This is a genomic window from Actinoplanes sp. NPDC089786, from assembly GCF_040684855.1.
Taxonomy (GTDB): domain Bacteria; phylum Actinomycetota; class Actinomycetes; order Mycobacteriales; family Micromonosporaceae; genus Actinoplanes.
In genome coordinates this window covers 1,827,726-1,845,062 of sequence record NZ_JBFBGU010000001.1, presented here as the reverse complement: position 1 = coordinate 1,845,062, position 17,337 = coordinate 1,827,726, and the positions used below count along the sequence as shown (strand labels likewise).

Here is a 17,337-nt window from a genome sequence, read left to right as displayed (position 1 = left end):
GAGGCACGCTCATGTCCGTACCCCTCAGGCCCTTTTCTCTGCTCTTGATCCCCGCCCTCGCCCTCACCGCCTGCGGCGGCCGGCAGGACACCGCCAGCACCGACGCGGGAGGGGAGGTCACCTGCGACGTCGCCAACGACACCCGGATCGGCATCGCCACCGGCAACGCCACCGGCGTCTACTTCGCGCTGGGCAACGCCTACGCCGAACAGCTCGGCGCCACCGGCGGCAAGGTCAAGGCCACCGCGAGCGAGACCGGCGCCTCCGTGCAGAACATCCAGCAGCTGGTGGCCGGCAGTTTCGGCCTGGCCTTCTCGCTCGCCGACTCGGCCGCCGACGCGGTCAACGGCACCGGCAGTTTCACCGGGAAGCAGCCGGTCGCCGCGATCTCCCGCATCCACACCAACTACACCCACGTGGTCGTCCGCAAGAGCGCCGGCATCACCGACGTGGCGGGCATGAAGGGCAAGCGCGTCTCCACCGGCTCGCCCAAGAGCGGCACCGAGGTGATCGCCAACCGCATCCTCAAGGCGGGCGGCCTCGACCCGGCCAAGGACATCAGCGCCCAGAAGCTCGACCTCACCAAGACCGTCGACGGCATGAAGGACGGCTCGATCGACGCCATGTTCTGGTCCGGTGGCCTGCCGACGCCCGGCATCACCGACCTGTTCACCACGTCCGGCGAGCAGGTCGCCTTCCTCGACGTCACGCCGCTCCTCAGCGAGATGCAGAAGATCAATCCGGTGTACGAGGCCAGCACCATCCCCGCGGCCACGTACAAGACCCCGGCCGACGTGAAGACCATCGCCGTGCCCAACGTCCTGCTGGTCCGCACCGACCTGGACGCGAACGTCGCGTGCGTGCTCACCAAGGCCCTCTTCGACCGCAAGCCGCAATTGGAACAGGCCAACGCGGCGGCCAAGGAGATCAAGCTGGAGACCGCGCGCAAGACCGATCCGGTTCCGCTGCACCGCGGCGCCGTCAAGGCACTCGACGATCTCGGCGCCCCGAAATAGCCCACGTGTAAGGGACGAGTCGAATAGGGCGCGCGAAAGGTATTGCTTGATTCGCGCGCCTCGACTACCGTTCTCTTCAGTTGCTCCGACTCTCGGGGCGACGACAGACTTGGAGGGAGTCGACCATGGGCCGGCACATCGCCACGATCACGGGGTGGCAGACGCTGCGCTGTGGGCGAGCCGTGCGGCTACTCGGCTCCCGCAGTGCGTATGAGATGTTCCTGGGCCTTGGAGTGGGCGGGTAACGCGGCGAATTCCGCGCGGTAGAGCCGTCCTCACCCACTCGGGTCGGGCGGCTTTTCTGTTGCCCTGGCTGGGCTTACGCTCCGGACGCGGAGCGACGGACCCGGCCGGCTCGCCCAGGCGCTCGCTCACGAGGACCGCCCCGACAATGCTCGGCGGCAGTTCCGAATAAGACTTGATCCGCAATCTTCTCCGAGGCGGGCGGAAGTGCTCTCCTCCCGGTGGGAAGAATGGGTCGATCCTGCTTCGGAATGGATCGACGAACAATTATCCGATTCTCATGAAGTGCAGAGGAAAGCCGGCATTCCGAGTGATTGATCGCTCGGGTGCGGAGATGGGAACGTCAACGGCCGATGTCGGGCCGGCGCGGCGGACAGCGCGTCGTGGCTGGCTGGAGGGGACTACTTGCGCTACCCCGCCAACGACACCGGAAGACGTACCCCCGTCTCCGCACAACGGCCGGCCCGGCCTTCGTAGCCCAACTGGCAGAGGCCCGGCGTCGAGAGCGCCGGCAGTGCGCGTTCGAATCGCGCCGAAGGCACGCACCACCACAACTGAAGACCAGGCCCGGGTAGCCCAACTGGCAGGAGGCACGCCGCTCAGACCGGCGATAGTGCGCGTTCGAATCGCGCTCCGGGTACGCAAGGGCTCGTAGCTCATCTGGGAGAGCGTCTGTCTTGCAAACAGAAGGTGGCCGGTTCGAGTCCGGCCGGGTCCACGGGGCCGCTTCCGCTTCCTCGCGGGGCGGCCCTCTTCACGGGGCCGCCTCCACCCGGAGCGGCCCTCTTCGCGGGCGCGCCGACGTGGGAGGGTCGGGAGCGGCTGTAAACCGCTTGCTCACGCCTAGGGGGTTCGAATCCCTCCGCCCGCACGCTCTATCGTTCCCGGCTGACGCTTGTCGATCGGCAGACGGGGGCCGTGGTGCATTGCACGAAGTGTGGGACGGTTCTGGAGTTCGCCGGGCAGGGGCACACCTGCCGATCGCTGCTGCCGGAGACGATCAGGGTGCCGGTCGGGTGGTCGGTGGTGACGTGGCTGCTGGCCGGGTTCACGGTGTTCTACGCGGTATGCGGGGTCGCGACCGCCGCGCTGGACCTGCCGCCGGCCGGGACACCGGTGACGATCTGGTTCCTGTTGCTGGCTGTCGGCGTACTCTTCGGATCGCTCCTGGCCTTGATCGGCACGATCGTTCTGCTGATCATGTGGAACCGGCGCACCCAGCAGCTCGCCGACCGCTTCGGCTTCGACGCCGGGCTGGTCGTCAAAGGGTGGGTGGTCCGTGCGTTCGTGCTGACCCTGATCGTGGCCATGTGCCTGGAGAGCGCGGGCTCCCAGTGGACCGTCGGCGTCTGGGCGATGACCGGCGTCCGCGTGGCGGCCGGGCTGCTGCTGCTGGGGAACGTCGTGGTCGGCCGGCACCGGGTGCTCACCCTGATCGGGGACGCGAACCGGCAGGTGAGCGAGGCGCGCGGATGATCAGTGCCGGTACCGCTCCGGTCCGTCCCCTCGGCGGTCAGTCCCTCGATCAGCTCACGCCACATCGTCAGGGACCTAGCCCTCTGATCAACTCGGCCCCGAGGGCGGCCAGCTCAGGAGCATGCGCCCGGAGGTCGGCGTCACCGCGGACGGCCCCGGTCACGTGGCTCTGGATGCTGAGCTCGACATTGCCGGCGGCGATCATGGTCAGAACCAGTGGACGCGGCCCGTCCGAGTCCTTCCCGTCGGCGATGGCCAGCGCCCGATCACCGGCACCGGACACCGGCACCGCGAAGTGCCCGTACGACTTGGCCTCCCGCACGGACTTGGGCACGTCGAGATACGGCCCGGTGTTGGCGACCACGTACACGTCGATGGTGACGCTGACCGTCACGGGATTCCCGTACACGCAGAAGCGCTGGTAGCCCAGCCCGGTCTGCTTGGTGCCGGGCTGGATGACGGGATCGTCCGGGCCGGGCTCCCGGTCGGGGCCGGCGAGCGGCGGACAGTCGCGGATCGTGGTCAGCCGCAGGGCCGCCGGCGACGCGCTGGGCGCGGGTCTTGCTTGCGACGGCTGAGCGGCGCACCCCGCTGTGGCCAGCAGAAGCAGCGATCCCGCCGCTCCCCATAGCCGCCCCATGACCGATTTGCACCGTTTCGTTCGAGGCGAGCGCGCCGCCACCTCCCCCGCCCGTCACTGGGTGGGCGGTCAATGTAGCGCGTGATATCGACGGTTCTGTGAACTATCCACAGGGCGACGCGTTCGTGATGATGATCGGGAGGCGGGAGCATGCTGACGGGCGGAAGGCGGGGCTATGACGACAGCTGCATTTCGGGACGCTCGGGATTTTCTGGTGGCACATCGGGAGGACTACGCCGGGGCGGCGGCTCAGTTTCGGTGGCCCGAACTCGGGGCGTTCAACTGGGCGCTGGACTGGTTCGATGTGGTGGCGGCCGGGAATGACCGGCCGGCGTTGTGGATCGTCGAGGAGGACGGGACCGAGCAGCGGTTCTCGTTCGCCGAGATGTCCGCGCGGTCCAACCGGGTCGCCAACTGGCTGCGGCGCCACGGCGTCGAGCGCGGCGACCGGGTGGTGCTGATGCTGGGCAACCAGGTCGAGCTGTGGGACACCATCCTGGCCGTGATCAAGCTGGGCGCGGTGCTGATCCCGGCCACGCCGCTGCTGGGGCCGGCCGACGCGCGTGATCGGGTGTCGCGGGGCGGGGCCAAGCATGTGATCGCGCTCGCCGCCGCCGCGGACAAGTTCGCCGAGCAGGGCACGCGGATCGCGGTGGGCGGGGCCGTCGACGGATGGCTCAGCTTCTCTGACGCGTACGCCGAAAGCCCGGTCTTCGAACCCGACGGCGTCACCGACGCCACCGACACGCTGCTGCTCTACTTCACGTCGGGCACCACGGCGCGCCCCAAGCTGGTCGAGCACACCCACGCCAGCTACCCGGCCGGCCATCTGTCCACGATGTACTGGATCGGGCTGGAACCGGGCGACGTACACCTCAACATCTCGTCGCCGGGCTGGGCCAAGCACGCCTGGAGCAACGTCTTCGCGCCGTGGAACGCGGAGGCGTGCGTCTTCATCTACAACTACACCCGGTTCGACCCGGCCCGGCTGCTGGCCGAGATGCAGCGTTGCGGCGTGACCAGCTTCTGCGCCCCGCCGACGGTGTGGCGCATGCTGATCCAGGCCGACCTGAGCGCGCTGCGTACCCCACCGCGGTTGGTCGTCGGCGCGGGCGAGCCGCTCAACCCCGAGGTGATCGACCGGGTCAAGAAGGCGTGGGGCGTGACGATCCGGGACGGCTTCGGGCAGACCGAGACGACCGTGCAGATCGCCAACACGCCGGGCCAGCCGGTCAAGCCGGGGTCGATGGGCCGGCCGGTGCCGGGCTTCCAGGTGGCGCTGATCGACCCGGCGACCGGCGAGCCGGCCGAGGAGGGCGAGATCTGCCTGTTCCTCGACCCGCGCCCGCTGGGGCTGATGGTGGGCTACCACGGCGACGACGAGCTGACCGCGGAACGGATGGCGGACGGGTACTACCACACCGGCGACATCGGCTCGCGCGACGCGGACGGCTACATCACGTACGTGGGCCGCACCGACGACGTGTTCAAGGCGTCCGACTACCGGATCTCGCCGTTCGAGCTGGAGAGTGTGCTGATCGAGCACGAGGCGGTGGTCGAGGCGGCGGTGGTGCCGTCACCGGACGAGCTGCGGCTGGCCGTGCCGAAGGCGTACGTGGTGCTGGCCGAGGGCTGGGCGGCGGACGAGGCGACCGCCAAGGCGATCTTCGCGTACTGCCGCGAGCACATGCCCCCGTTCGCCCGGGTGCGGCGGCTGGAGTTCGCCGACCTGCCGAAGACCATCTCCGGCAAGATCCGGCGGGTGCAACTGCGTGACGCCGAGCGGGAGAAGCACTCCACGCCCGGCGTCACACCGTCCGGCGAGTTCACCGACTAGCAGCGGCCGAGGTCTTCCCACTGCTGGGTCCAGCCGGGCTCGGAGCCCTGGGTCCAGTACCGCGCCTTCCACAGGTGGAGGCCGTCGCCCGACTTGGGGCCGGACGGGTCGCCGTTGCGGCTGCGCTCGTGCTTGACCAGGGCGCCGCCGAGGTAGACGGAGCTGTAGCTCCAGGTCGGGGCGTCGTTGCAGCCGGTCGCCGGCGGGTCGGTCGGCGGGTCGGTCGGCGGATCGGTCGGCGGGTCCGTGGGCGGGTCGGTGGGCGGCGTCGTGCCACAGTCGGAGGCGATCGTGTCGGTGAAGGTCCGGCTGGCGCTGCGGTACGAGCCGACCTGCGAGGTCACCTGGGCCGGGGACAGCACCGCGTTCTTGGCGTGCAGCAGGTAGTCGACCTGCTGCACGTAGGTCGCCCGCCCGCCGCTGTGCGTGGCCAGGTCGATGAACCACTGGTTCCAGTTGATCGTCATGGTCTGGCGCGGGTAGAACTTGCCGGAGTGGTCGCCGACCTGCACGCCGTCGATGAAGTAGCGGACGTGCCCGCCGGCCACCTGGGCCACCAGGTCGTGCCAGCCGTTCAGGCTGGAGCGCTGCTCGGAGTGCACGTTGTCGGCCAGCCAGGGCTCGTTCCGGTACGTGTACCAGGTGGTCTGGTAGTTGATCGGCCCGGTCTCGCCCCACCCGCCGTTCGGCAGGTACTCGGAGATGTCCAGTTCGGAGTAGGTCGGGTCGAGGTCGTAGGCGAGCGGGCTGATCGTGAAGAACGTCTGGTTGATGTGGTCGCCGTCGGTGCCGGTGGTGGGCATGTCACTGAACTTGACCCGGCTGGCGTAGGTGCCCTCGAAGTACCGCTTCTGCGCGGAGAGGACCTCGGCGTGCCCGGTGCCGGCCGCGGTGCCGTCGGTGTAGGAGGTCAGCTGCATCACCTTCTGCCCGTCGGCGGTCGGGAAGGTGACGTTGGCCGGCGACCACGAAGCGCCGGGTACGCCCGGTCCGCCGGCGTTGCCGCGCACCACCCAGCCGTGGCTGGTCAGCGCCGCGTCGGACGAGGACGAGTAGGCGAAGTCGTCGAAGATCTGGCCGCAGTCGGCCGCGGCGGCGGGATTCGCCGTGGTCAGCGCGAACCCGGCCCCGGCGAAGGCCAGCAGGGCGGCCAACCCTACTGATCGATACTTGTCGATTTTCATGAGCAGACTGCCTCCTGCGGAAGGGGAAACGGGGGATTTCAGTGCCGCCGGTGGGCGGCGACCGCGCGCACGGTCAGTTCGAAGGCCTCGGTGGTGCGCTCGTAGGTGCGCTGCGCCACCGCGACGTAGACCAGGTCGAGCACCAGCAGCGCCGAGTGCAACGCGGACAGGGCGGCGACCCGGAACGTGGTCTCGTGCACCGACGTCACGAACACGACGTCGGCCAGCTCGGCCAGCGGCGACCGCGGGTAGGACGTGACCGCGACGGTCAGCGCGCCGTGCGCCGACGCCTCTTCCAGGGTCTCGATCACCTCGCTGGTCCGGCCCGAGTGCGACAGCCCGATGGCCACGTCGCCCGGCCCGAGCAGGGCGGCGTTGGTCAGCGCGGTGTGGCTGTCGGACCGGCTCCACACCGGGATCCGGATCCGCTCCAGGCGGAAGGCCATCTCCCGGCCGGCCGTGCCGCTGCTGCCCAGCCCGAAGATCTCCACCCGCGAGGCCGAGGCGATGGCCGCGGCGACCCGCTCGACGTCGCCCATGTCCAGGCCGGCCGCGGTGGCCTGGATGGCCCGGGTGTCCGCGGCGGCGATCACCTTGAGCACGCTGTCCAGCGAGTCGCCGGGGTGGATGTCGCCGCTGATGTCGGTCTCCCAGCGGGCCTGTTCGGCGCGGCCGGTCTCGGTGGCGATGGCGACGCGCAGGTTCGCGTACCCCTTGAAGCCGAGCGTCCGGGAGAACCGGGTGACCGTCGCGGCGCTGGTCGCGGTGCTCTCGGCGAGGTCGACGATGCTGGCCTGGGCGGCCGCCTCGGGGTTCTCGACGATGGCCGCGGCGATCTTCGCGAACGCGCCGGGCAGGGTCGGCCCCTCGATGCGCAGTCGCTCCAGGAGCCCGCCGGACCAGGACACTGTGGTCATCCTTTTCATCGACAAGTGTGTTGATGAAAATTACGACCGTGGCCGCCGATAGTCAATGATGAACTTCCATGAGGCTCGCTCTGGGGGTCGACGCGGGTGGCACCGGCTCGCGGGCGGTCCTCCTCGATCAGACCGGGGTCCAGGTCGGACGCGGTGACGGCGCGGCCGGCAACCCGATGTCCGGTCCGGTGGCGGTGCGGGCGATCGGCGCGACGGTCCGCGCCGCGCTGCGCGGGCACGACCCGGCCCGGGTGGGTTTCGCGGTGGTGGGGATCGCCGGCCTCAGTTCGATGGCCAACACCGCGGTACGCGACGCGTTCGCGGCCGAGTGGCGGGAGATCGGCCTGACCTGCCCGGTGCGCATCGTCGGCGACGCGGTGACCGCCTACGCCGCCGGGGAGCCCAAGGAGACCCGCGGCGCGGTGCTGATCGCCGGGACCGGGTCGGTCGCGGCGCTGGTCGACGGCCTCGACGTGCTGCGCACCGCGGACGGGTACGGCTGGCTGCTCGGCGACGAGGGCTCCGGCGTGTGGCTGGGCCTCCAGGCGATCCGCTCGGCCGTCCGGCGGACGTCGGCGCTGGGCACGGCCGTCCTGATGCACACCGGCACGCGTACCCCGGACGAACTGATCGCCTGGGCGACCCGCCAGAAGCCGCAGGCCTACGCCCGCCTCGCCCCCCTGGTCTGCACCACGTCCGACGGCGAGTCGGCCCGGATCATCGCCGAGGCGGTGGAACGGCTGATCGCCACGGTCGCCGAACTCGATCACCCGGAGGGCCCGGTGGTGCTGGCGGGCGGCCTGCTCACCGCCGACACCCCGATCCGGCGCGGCGTCGAGGCCGCCCTCGGCGACCGCGCTCGCCCGGCCGGCGATCCGGTATCAGGGGCCGCTCGGCTGGCTCTCGGCCTTGTCCCTCATTCGCATCCGGGGCGATGACCAGGCGGCGAATGTGGGGCCGGGCCGACAGCGGACGGAAGGTGTCGGCCGGGACCGACGAGGGAAAGGAGCATGCATGGTGGCTCCGGTCCATGATGTGATCGGCGCTCGCTGCGCCGGTTCTCCGACCGCCATGCTGCTGGCCCGCCGCGGCCACCGCGTGCTGCTGGTCGACCGGGCCACCTTCCCCAGCGACACCGTGTCCTCCCACGTCATCCACCCGCCGGGCGTCGACTCGCTGCGCCGCTGGGGCCTGCTCGACCGGGTCACCGCCTCGGGCTGCCCGCCGGTCGGCCGCTACTCGTTCGACTTCGGCGACGTCACGCTGGCCGGCTCGCCCGGCACCGCCTACGCCCCGCGCCGCACCGTGCTCGACAAGGTGCTGCTCGACGCCGCGGCCGAGGCCGGCGCCGAGGTCCGCGAGGGGTTCACGGTCGACGACGTGGTGCTCGCCGACGATCAGCCCGCCGAGGTACGCGGCCGCGACGCCACCGGGGCCGTGGTGCGGGCCCGGGCTCGCGTGGTGGTCGGCGCCGATGGCCGCAATTCGCTGGTCGCCAAGGTCGCGCAGGCTGGGCAATATCACGTCCGCTCGCCGATGACCTGCGGTTACTACTCGTACTGGAGCGACCTCCCGGCCGACGGGCTCGAGGTGTTCGGCCGGCCCGGACGCGGCTGGGCGGCGTGCCCGACCAACGACGGCCTGACCATGGTCATCGGCTGCTGGCCGTACGCCGAACTGACCGAGCACCGCGACGACGTCGAGGACGAGCTGGGCCGGACGTTCGACCGGGCGCCCGGGTTCGCCGAGCGGCTGCGGTCGGCCACCCGGGAACACCGGATCGTCGGCGCCACCATGCCCAACTACCTGCGCACGCCGTACGGCCCCGGCTGGGCGCTGGTCGGCGACGCCGGCTACAACCGCGACTTCATCACCGCCCAGGGCATCAGCGACGCGTTCCGGGACGCCGAGTTGTGCGCCGGCGCGCTCGACGAGGCGCTGAGCGGCAAACGGGAGTTCGAGGAGGCGATGGCCGACTACTGGGCGGCCCGGGACGCGCAGGTCCTCCCGATGTACGAGCTGACCGCGACCGTGGCCGCGCTCCAGGCGCCCGACGACCGCACGGTCGCCCTGGTCAACGGCCTGCAGGGTGATCAGGACGGGATGGACGCGTTCGCCCGGATGAGCGCCGGCGTCACCTCACCGGCCGACTTCTTCGCCCTCCCCCGGCGCGATTAGGCGCACGGCCTGTTCGCGCATCTCGACCTTGCGCACCTTGCCGGTGACGGTCATCGGGAAGCCATCGACCACGTGGACGTAGCGGGGGATCTTGAAGTGGCTCAGCTTCCCGGCGCAGAACTCGCGCACCTGCCCGGCGGTCAGCGGCCCGGCCCCCGGGCGGAGCACCACCCAGGCCATCAGCTCCTCGCCGTACTTGGCGTCGGGCACCCCGATCACCTGCACGTCGGCGATGTCCGGGTGGGTGTGGAGGAACTCCTCGACCTCGCGCGGGTAGACGTTCTCGCCACCGCGGATGACCAGGTCCTTGATCCGGCCGACGATGTTGACGTACCCGTCGGCGTCCATCGTGGCCAGGTCGCCGGTGTGCATCCAGCGGGCCGCGTCGATCGCCCCGGCGGTGGCGTCCGGCTGCTCCCAGTAGCCGAGCATCACCGAGTAGCCGCGGGTGCACAGCTCGCCCGGCTCGCCGCGCCCGACGACCAGGCCGGTGCCCGGGTCGACCACCTTCGACTCCAGGTGCGGCATGGTCCGGCCGACCGTCCCGGTACGCCGGGTCAGGCTGTCGTCGGCCCGGGTCATCGTCGACACCGGCGACGTCTCGGTCATGCCGTAGCAGATCGCGACCTCGGCCATGTTCATCTCGGCGACCACCCGCTTCATCACCTCGACCGGGCACGGTGAGCCGGCCATGATGCCGGTGCGTAGCGTGCTCAGGTCGTACCCGTCGAATCTCTCCAGACCGAGCTCGGCGATGAACATCGTGGGTACGCCGTAGAGCGACGTGCATCGTTCCGAAGTGACCGCGGCCAGGGTGGCGGCCGGGTCGAAGCCCGGCGCCGGCAGCACCATGCAGGCGCCGTGCGAGGTGGCGGCCAGGTTGCCCATCACCATGCCGAAGCAGTGGTAGAGCGGCACCGGGATGCAGATCCGGTCACGCTCGGTGTAGTTGACCAGCTCGCCGACGAAGAAGCCGTTGTTCAGGATGTTGTGGTGCGAGAGGGTCGCGCCCTTGGGGAAGCCGGTCGTACCCGACGTGTACTGGATGTTGATCGGGTCGTCGAAGCTCAGGTCGGCCGGGAGCTCGCCCTCGTCGCTCGGCAGCGCGTCCCACTCCGGGCTCCCGAGGAAGATCGCGGCCGGGAAGCCGATCTCGGCGATCATCGCCCGGTAGTCGCTGGTCTTGAAGCTCACCGCGCTGATCAACAGGCTCAGGCCCGCCTGCTTCACGACAAAACCCAGCTCATGGGTACGGTACGCCGGGTTGATGTTGACCAGGATGGCGCCGATCTTCGCCGTCGCGTACTGCACCAGGACCCATTCGGCGCAGTTCGGCGCCCAGATGCCGACCCGGTCGCCCTTGGTGATGCCGCGGCTCAGCAGGCCGCGGGCCAGGTCGTCGACGGCGGCGTTGAATTCCGCGTACGTCCACCGCCGGCCCGCCGCCACGTCGACCAGCGCCTCGCGATCCGGGAAGCGGGCGGCCGTGCGGTCCAGGTTGGCGCCGATCGTCTCGCCGAGCATCGGCACGTCCGAGGTGCCCGCGGTGTAGGCCAGCATCTCCGCAGCATGCGCTCTCCTGACGATCGGCGCCACGGCCGGCTCGCCGTCGCGGGCGGCGAGGTCGTCTCCACCGACCGCCTCGAGCATGGCGCGGTGGGCGAGGAGAAGCCCGGTGGGTTCGTCCGGCATGGGAATCAGGTTCTGGCGCATCTCTTTGGGCGCGCCTAACGTCGACGGAATGCGGCGCTTAACGCACTACGACGTGGTCGTCGTGGGCAGTGGATTCGGTGGCAGCGTGAGCGCATTGCGCCTGGCCGAGAAGGGCTATCGGGTCGGCGTGCTGGAGGCCGGCCGCCGGTTCACCCCCGAGACGCTGCCGAAAACCTCGTGGGACCTGCGCAACTTCCTCTGGGCGCCGGGGCTGGGCCTGCGCGGCATTCAGCGGATCACCATGCTCAAGGACGTGATCGTGCTGTCCGCGGCCGGTGTCGGTGGCGGCTCCCTGGTCTACGCGAACACGCTCTACCAGCCGACCGCCAAGTTCTTCGACGACCCGCGCTGGTCGGGCATCACCGACTGGGCCCGCGAGCTGGAGCCGTACTACGGCCAGGCGACCCGGATGCTCGGCGTGACCGTGCAGCCGTCGATGACGCCGTCGGACGTGGTGATCCAGCAGGTGGCGCAGGACATGGGGGTGGGCGGCACGTTCCGGCGTACCCCGGTGGGGGTGTTCTTCGGCGAGCCGGGCAAGACCGTGCCCGACCCGTATTTCGGCGGCGCCGGCCCCGACCGCACGGGCTGCACCGAATGTGGCAACTGCATGATCGGCTGCCGGGTGGGCGCGAAAAATCGCCTGGATGTCAACTACCTGCACCTGGCCGAGCGGGCCGGCGCGACGATCCACCCGGATACCCAGGTCACAGCCGTGCGTCCGCTGACGGCCGGCGACGGCGGCCACCCGAGAGAGAACGAACGTTCTTTCGCTCCGGGCCCGCGCTGGCGGATCGAGACCAAGAACGGCGACTACACCGCCGACGACGTGATCGTGGCCGCCGGCACGCTGGGCACGCAGCGGCTGCTGCACCGGATGAAGGCCCGGGGCGTGCTGCCCCGGCTCTCCGACCGGCTGGGCGCGCTGACCCGGACGAACTCCGAGGCGTTGCTCGGCGCGGAGACCGATCGCGTACCCGCTGAGCCGTTCTCGAAGGGGGTGGCGATCACGTCGTCGTTCCACCCGGACGAGGACACCCACATCGAGCCGGTGCGTTACGGGCCGGGCAGCAACGCCATGGGCCTGCTCTCCACGATGCTGGTCGACGGCGACGGGCGGGTCCCGCGCCCGCTGCGTTTCCTCGGGCAGGCGCTGCGCAATCCGGTGCTGTTCGCCCGGTCGCTGTCGACGCGGCGGTGGAGCGAACGCACGATCATCGCGCTGGTGATGCAGACCCTGGACAATTCCCTGACCGTACGCATGACGCGCACCGGCCGGTTGACGACGGGCCCGGGCCACGGGCCGGGGAACCCGCGGTGGATCCCGGTCGGGCACGAGGCGGTCCGCCGGATCGCCGATCGGATCGGCGGCCACCCCGGTGGCTCGGTCGGCGACATCTTCAACACCCCGATGACCGCGCACATCCTGGGCGGCGCCACGATCGGCGATTCGCCCGAGACCGGCGTGGTCGACGCCTACCACCGGGTCTACGGATATCCGGGCCTGCACGTGGTGGACGGTTCGGCGGTGCCGGCGAACCTGGGCGTGAACCCGTCGCTGACCATCACCGCGCTGGCCGAACGGGCCGTCGCATTGTGGCCGAACAAGGGAGAAACCGACGTTCGGCCGGCCATCGGCGAGCCGTATCGCGCGCTTAACCCAATCGCGCCGAACCAACCGGCTGTGCCGGAACACGCGCCGGCGGCACTCCGACTGGGGTGACCATTTCGACTGTGCCGGACGGCACAGCGAGGCAAAGAAATGCGACATGCGGCGGCAGCAATTTGCACAGGCATCATCGGCAAGACAGAATGCGAACTGACAGTCCGCATTACGACGTGCCTAAAAATCGCCGTTACAGGAGCAGCCACACCATGGCCAAGCAGGTAATCACCCTTCTCACCGACGACCTCGATGGCGGCGAGGCCGACCGCACCGTTGAGTTCGGACTCGACGGGGTCAACTACACCATCGACCTGTCGGAAAAGAACGCCGGAAAGCTGCGGAAGGCACTCGACCCGTATCTGAACGTAGCCACCCGGGTCGGCCGGGCCGGCGCCGACTCCCGCGCCCGTCGTGGATCGGCCAGCACCGGCCGGGCCAGCCGCGACCAGAACCAGGCGATCCGGGAGTGGGCCACCAAGAACGGCTACGAGGTCTCCGAGCGCGGCCGCATCCCGAGCTCCATCGTGGAGGCGTACCACGCCAGGCGATAGATTTATCGCCGACCCACGCATACACGACGTCGCCGGTCATGCCGGCGGCGTCGTTGTGCATTCCGCGACAGATGGGAAACCATGACCGTCGTCATCCTGACCGGTGCGTCCAGCGGCATCGGAGAGGCCACCGCGCTGCGACTCGGGCGTCCGGGAATGACCCTGGTGCTGGCCGCCCGGCGGGTGCCGGAATTGACCGCGGTGCGGGCCCGGATCGAGGCGAATGGCGGCGCCGCGGTGGTCGTACCCACCGATGTCGGTGACCCGGAAGCGGTGACCGCGCTCGTCGAACAGGCCCGTGCGGTGACCGGCCGGATCGACGCTCTGGTGAACAACGCGGGGGTCGGCACAAACGCATCGGTGCTGGCCGAGGACCACAGCGTCGATCGCGCGATCGGCATCAACCTGCGCGCCCCGATCCGGCTGATGCGCGCGGTCGTCCCGATCATGGAGGAGCAGCGCTCCGGCACGATCGTCAACATCGGCTCGGTGGCGGGCGAGGTCGGCATCGGCGGGGTCTACTCGGCGACCAAGTTCGGCCTGCGGGGCATGACCGATTCGGTACGCCGTGAGCTGGCCGGCACCGGGGTGACCGTGACGCTGATCGAACCCGGCTACATCGCCACCCCGGGCAACGCCCACCGCAGCGGGCTGCCCGGCCCCGAGATCGTGGCCGCGGCCGTGGAGAGCGCGCTGCGCCGGCCGCGCCGCCGCATCATCGTCCCGTTCAAATATCGCGGCGCGGTCGTGGCCGCCCACCTGTTCCCGGCGATCGCCGACCGGATCTACGCGGGCAAGGCGTCCAGGAGGCGCTGACCGCGCTCGTCGGCCGCCCGGGTCATCCAGGTCAGCGCCTCGGTCGGCCCGATCGGGCTGGAGTAGAGGTAGCCCTGGCCGAGCGGGCAGCCCAGCTCGACCAGCACCTCGCGGTGGGCCTCGGTCTCGATGCCCTCGGCCACCACGGTCAGGTTCAGCGAGTGCGCGAGCCGGACGATGCCACCGACCAGGGTCATCTGCTGCGGGTCGTGGGTGATGTCGTCGATGAACGTCTTGTCGATCTTCACCACGTCGATCGGGCGCTGCCGGAGGTAACCCAGCGACGAGTAGCCGGTGCCGAAGTCGTCGATCGCGATGCGTACGCCCATCTCCTGAAGCACCGCCAGATCGGCCCAGATCTGCTCGTCGTCGCCCATCAGCAAGGTCTCGGTGATCTCCAGCATCAGCGCCTGCGCCGGAACGTCGGCCCAGGCCAGCGACGAGCGCACCTGCTCGACGAAGCCGGGCTGGCGGAACTGCCGGACGCTGACGTTCACGCTGACGTAGGGACGGCCGGCCCGCGGGAGGATGCGCCGCCACTGCGCCACGGTGTGCAGCGCCTGGTCGAGCACCCACTTGCCGATCGGCACGATCAGGCCGCTCTCCTCGGCCACCTCGATGAACTCGTCCGGCGCGATCACCCCGCGCTGCGGGTGCTGCCAGCGGACCAGCGCCTCGAAGCCGGCCGTGTCGCCGGACGCCAGGTCGACGATCGGCTGGTACTGCAGCAGGAAGTGGCCCTCGTGCACGGCGTGGTCGAGGGCCGACCGCAGCTCCAGCCGCTCGACCATGGCGCTGTGCAGGTGGGACTGGTAGCGCCGCCACTGGTTCTTGCCGGCGCCCTTGGCCACGTACAGCGCCAGGTCGGCCTGCCGCAGCAGTTCGGCCGCCGTGTCCGCCTCCGGGGTCGTGGTGATGCCGACGCTGGCGTTGGCGTTGACCTGCAACGCGCCGCCGTCGACCAGGATCGGCTCGGCCAGCGCGGCCAGGATCCGGGTGGCCGTCTCCTCGACCGCGCCCGGGTCCTGCACGTTCTCGACCAGCGCGGCGAACTCGTCGCCGCCGAGCCGGGCCGCGGTGTCGTCGGCCCGCAGCGCGCCGGCGATCCGGTCGGCCACCGCCTGGAGCAACTGGTCGCCGACGGCGTGGCCGAGCGTGTCGTTGACGATCTTGAAGTCGTCCAGGTCGATGAAGAGCACGCCGACCACCGAGCCGTCCCGGGCGCCGCGGGCCAGCGCGTGCCCCAGCCGGTCGGTGAACAGCGTGCGGTTGGCCAGGCCGGTCAGCGAGTCGTGGAACGCCTGGTGGGTGAGCTCACGCTCGAGGCGGCGGCGATCGGTCACGTCGCGCATGGTGACGACCAGGCCGGCCACGCTCTGGTCGGCCCGCAGGTCGCGCAGATGCAGTTCGACGGTCACCTCGGTCCGCCGCCGGTCCTGCGCCCGGAAGTCCTGCCCCTCGGCCGGGCTGTGGCCGGCCCGCACCGACATCAGCAGGTCGGCCAGGCGGACGCGGTCGACCGCGTGGATGACCGAGAAGATGTCCACGCCCACCGGGTCGTTGCCCAGCACCGGGCCGGCCGACGGGCTGGCGTACCGGACCCGGTCCTCGTCGTCGACGATCAGGATCACGTCCGAGGTGTTCTGCACGAGCGTACGGAAATAGGTCTCGCTGTTGCGGCGGGTGACCTCCTCGCTCAGCGCGATCCGCTCCAGGGCCAGCGCGACCTGGGTGGCCAGCACCTCCATGGCCTGCTGGAGCCCGGTCAGCGCCCACCGCGGCCCGCCCACGTGCAGCACCCCGACCAGCGGGTCACCGGTCGGCCGGTCGGCCAGCACCAGCGGGCAGCGCAGCACGGTGTTGAAGTGGGTCAGCCGGATCGCCACCGCCCAGTCGACGTCCCGGGTCCCGACCAGCCGCGCCGACGTGCCCGAGGCCCGGTCCTGCGCGGCCTGGGCGGCGGCCGGGCCGGTCAGCGGCTGCTCCGGCTCGGCGATGGCCATGGCCAGAACCACCCCGTGGGGTACGTCGGCCGGCAGCAACTGGGCCACCGCGGTCCGCACCGCGTCACCGACCTCGTCCGCGTCCGCCGCCGACACCAGCGTGGCCGACGCCTCGCGCAGGCCGCGTTCCCGGGCCAGGGCGAGCCGATGGCTGGCCATGATCCCGGCCATCCGGGCCAGCACCAGCAGGAACGTGAGCGCGCTGAGGGCGCCGAGCACGGCCAGGTCGGGCACCTCGCCGCGCCGGCCGGCCTCGACGATCAGCACGGTCGGCGCCACCAGCGAGGCCAGCGCGAGCAGGGCCAGCCGCAGCCGGCCGAGGTCGCCGTCGCGCACCCCGGAGGGCTGGGTCAGCTGGGTCATCGACGGGTGCAGCGCGGCCAGCCCGGCCGCCGCGTAGAACGGGACCCGCCCGAACGCGGCCAGGAAACCCAGGTGGTCGCCGGGCACCACGAGGTCGTCGCCGATGTCGGCGATGAGCAGCGCGAACAGGCCGGCGCCGAGCAGCACCGCGGCGGCGATGCGGCGGTTGATCGTGGTGAACAGCCGGGTCAGCATGGCCAGGCAGAGCAGGTCGCCCAGCGGGAACGCGACCGACACCCACTCCGCCGGGCGGCTCATGTCGGCGGTGCTCAGGTGCGGGGCGATCGCGTACGCCCAGGCGAGAAGCGCCGCGCCCGAGGTGACCGTGAGCGCGTCCAGCACGCCGCCACGGTCCCGGGCGCCGCCCGTGCGGATGCGCACGAACATCAGCAGCACCAGGGCGAACAGCGGGTACACGGCGATCAGCAGGCCCTCGCCGACGTCGGCCACCCAGGCCGGCGAGCCGGTCAGCCGGTCCCGCTCCCCGACCGCGGTCCCGCCGAGGCAGGACACGACCAGGGTCAGCTGGAGCAGGCGCCAGGGCAGGACCCGGGCGGGCTTCCGCCGGCGTAGACCGACCGCCACGGCCGCCACCGCGGACGCGCCGGCGATCAGCCGGACGGGCGCCCGCAGGTCGGGCTCGAGCAGGAAGACACCGGCGAGCACGGCCATCCACCCGCCGAAGAGCGCGGCGGCCCAGCGTGCCGGCATGTCTCCTCCTCGGCGCGGTCTCA

The 17,337-nt window shown here is 70.8% G+C and carries 13 protein-coding genes and 4 tRNA genes; 12 read left to right on the top strand and 5 right to left on the bottom strand.

The features are described 5' to 3' along the window. The first annotated feature begins 11 nt into the window (after positions 1-11). The 6 genes from AB0O15_RS08895 (at position 12) to AB0O15_RS08870 (ending at position 2,735) form a co-directional block, all read left to right on the top strand. Positions 12-1,016: a TAXI family TRAP transporter solute-binding subunit gene (locus tag AB0O15_RS08895; RefSeq protein WP_364315953.1), complete on the top strand. Its 1,005-nt coding sequence runs from the start codon at positions 12-14 to the stop codon at positions 1,014-1,016. 710 nt (positions 1,017-1,726) lie between these two features. After that, positions 1,727-1,800, top strand: a tRNA-Leu gene (locus AB0O15_RS08890). Between the two features lie 24 nt (positions 1,801-1,824). Then, a tRNA-Leu gene (locus tag AB0O15_RS08885) sits at positions 1,825-1,899 on the top strand. Positions 1,900-1,904: 5 nt separating this feature from the next. Next, positions 1,905-1,977: transfer RNA gene (locus AB0O15_RS08880), tRNA-Ala, on the top strand. Positions 1,978-2,048: 71 nt separating this feature from the next. Continuing rightward, positions 2,049-2,130, top strand: a tRNA-Tyr gene (locus AB0O15_RS08875). A 50-nt stretch (positions 2,131-2,180) separates the two neighbouring features. After that, on the top strand, positions 2,181-2,735 hold the full coding sequence (locus tag AB0O15_RS08870) for a hypothetical protein (RefSeq protein ID WP_364315950.1): 555 nt from the start codon (positions 2,181-2,183) through the stop codon (positions 2,733-2,735). Between the two features lie 67 nt (positions 2,736-2,802). On the opposite strand, the gene AB0O15_RS08865 is transcribed toward AB0O15_RS08870, so the two are convergent. Next, positions 2,803-3,375: a hypothetical protein gene (locus tag AB0O15_RS08865; protein WP_364315947.1), complete on the bottom strand. Its 573-nt coding sequence runs from the start codon at positions 3,373-3,375 to the stop codon at positions 2,803-2,805. A 214-nt stretch (positions 3,376-3,589) separates the two neighbouring features. Between AB0O15_RS08865 and AB0O15_RS08860 the strand changes: the two genes are divergently transcribed. Then, positions 3,590-5,212 (top strand): AMP-binding protein, encoded by a 1,623-nt coding sequence (locus AB0O15_RS08860; RefSeq protein WP_364315944.1) that lies wholly within the window; start codon positions 3,590-3,592, stop codon positions 5,210-5,212. On the opposite strand, the gene AB0O15_RS08855 is transcribed toward AB0O15_RS08860, so the two are convergent. Continuing rightward, entirely contained in the window at positions 5,209-6,396 is a 1,188-nt protein-coding gene (locus AB0O15_RS08855; protein ID WP_364315941.1) for a glycosyl hydrolase, read from the bottom strand. The two genes, AB0O15_RS08860 and AB0O15_RS08855, sit on opposite strands and share 4 nt — an antisense overlap. A 38-nt stretch (positions 6,397-6,434) precedes the next feature. After that, positions 6,435-7,313, bottom strand: coding sequence for a MurR/RpiR family transcriptional regulator (locus tag AB0O15_RS08850; RefSeq protein ID WP_364315939.1), 879 nt, complete (start codon positions 7,311-7,313; stop codon positions 6,435-6,437). Positions 7,314-7,381: 68 nt separating this feature from the next. Here AB0O15_RS08850 and AB0O15_RS08845 point away from each other — a divergent pair, with 68 nt between their 5' ends. Further along, positions 7,382-8,251 (top strand): BadF/BadG/BcrA/BcrD ATPase family protein, encoded by an 870-nt coding sequence (locus AB0O15_RS08845; protein ID WP_364315937.1) that lies wholly within the window; start codon positions 7,382-7,384, stop codon positions 8,249-8,251. 76 nt (positions 8,252-8,327) lie between these two features. Beyond that, entirely contained in the window at positions 8,328-9,491 is a 1,164-nt protein-coding gene (locus AB0O15_RS08840) for an FAD-dependent monooxygenase (RefSeq protein ID WP_364315934.1), read from the top strand. Here the strand turns inward: AB0O15_RS08840 and AB0O15_RS08835 are convergent. Beyond that, a complete protein-coding gene (locus AB0O15_RS08835; RefSeq protein ID WP_364317150.1) occupies positions 9,453-11,051 on the bottom strand; it encodes an AMP-binding protein in 1,599 nt (532 codons plus the stop codon). The genes AB0O15_RS08840 and AB0O15_RS08835 overlap by 39 nt on opposite strands. 181 nt (positions 11,052-11,232) lie before the next feature. Between AB0O15_RS08835 and AB0O15_RS08830 the strand changes: the two genes are divergently transcribed. The 3 genes from AB0O15_RS08830 to AB0O15_RS08820 all read left to right on the top strand — a co-directional run bounded on the left by AB0O15_RS08830 (position 11,233) and on the right by AB0O15_RS08820 (position 14,237). Continuing rightward, positions 11,233-12,927, top strand: coding sequence for a GMC family oxidoreductase (locus tag AB0O15_RS08830; protein WP_364315932.1), 1,695 nt, complete (start codon positions 11,233-11,235; stop codon positions 12,925-12,927). A 152-nt stretch (positions 12,928-13,079) separates the two neighbouring features. Continuing rightward, positions 13,080-13,421: an Lsr2 family protein gene (locus AB0O15_RS08825; protein WP_364315930.1), complete on the top strand. Its 342-nt coding sequence runs from the start codon at positions 13,080-13,082 to the stop codon at positions 13,419-13,421. An 81-nt stretch (positions 13,422-13,502) separates the two neighbouring features. Further along, entirely contained in the window at positions 13,503-14,237 is a 735-nt protein-coding gene (locus AB0O15_RS08820) for an SDR family oxidoreductase (RefSeq protein ID WP_364315927.1), read from the top strand. Here AB0O15_RS08820 and AB0O15_RS08815 read toward each other — a convergent pair. Continuing rightward, positions 14,207-17,314: an EAL domain-containing protein gene (locus AB0O15_RS08815; RefSeq protein ID WP_364315924.1), complete on the bottom strand. Its 3,108-nt coding sequence runs from the start codon at positions 17,312-17,314 to the stop codon at positions 14,207-14,209. The genes AB0O15_RS08820 and AB0O15_RS08815 overlap by 31 nt on opposite strands. Positions 17,315-17,337: the final 23 nt, after the last annotated feature.

Excerpts from the sequence above, each read along its gene's own strand:
- AB0O15_RS08820 (WP_364315927.1), top strand. The coding sequence starts at position 13,503 with ATGACCGTCGTCATCCTGACCGGTGCGTCCAGCGGCATCGGAGAGGCC.
- AB0O15_RS08895 (WP_364315953.1), top strand. The coding sequence starts at position 12 with ATGTCCGTACCCCTCAGGCCCTTTTCTCTGCTCTTGATCCCCGCCCTC.
- AB0O15_RS08845 (WP_364315937.1), top strand. The coding sequence starts at position 7,382 with ATGAGGCTCGCTCTGGGGGTCGACGCGGGTGGCACCGGCTCGCGGGCG.
- AB0O15_RS08825 (WP_364315930.1), top strand. The coding sequence starts at position 13,080 with ATGGCCAAGCAGGTAATCACCCTTCTCACCGACGACCTCGATGGCGGC.
- AB0O15_RS08850 (WP_364315939.1), bottom strand. The coding sequence starts at position 7,313 with ATGACCACAGTGTCCTGGTCCGGCGGGCTCCTGGAGCGACTGCGCATC.
- AB0O15_RS08830 (WP_364315932.1), top strand. The coding sequence starts at position 11,233 with ATGCGGCGCTTAACGCACTACGACGTGGTCGTCGTGGGCAGTGGATTC.
- AB0O15_RS08855 (WP_364315941.1), bottom strand. The coding sequence starts at position 6,396 with ATGAAAATCGACAAGTATCGATCAGTAGGGTTGGCCGCCCTGCTGGCC.
- AB0O15_RS08840 (WP_364315934.1), top strand. The coding sequence starts at position 8,328 with ATGGTGGCTCCGGTCCATGATGTGATCGGCGCTCGCTGCGCCGGTTCT.
- AB0O15_RS08865 (WP_364315947.1), bottom strand. The coding sequence starts at position 3,375 with ATGGGGCGGCTATGGGGAGCGGCGGGATCGCTGCTTCTGCTGGCCACA.
- AB0O15_RS08815 (WP_364315924.1), bottom strand. The coding sequence starts at position 17,314 with ATGCCGGCACGCTGGGCCGCCGCGCTCTTCGGCGGGTGGATGGCCGTG.
- AB0O15_RS08835 (WP_364317150.1), bottom strand. The coding sequence starts at position 11,051 with ATGCTGGCCTACACCGCGGGCACCTCGGACGTGCCGATGCTCGGCGAG.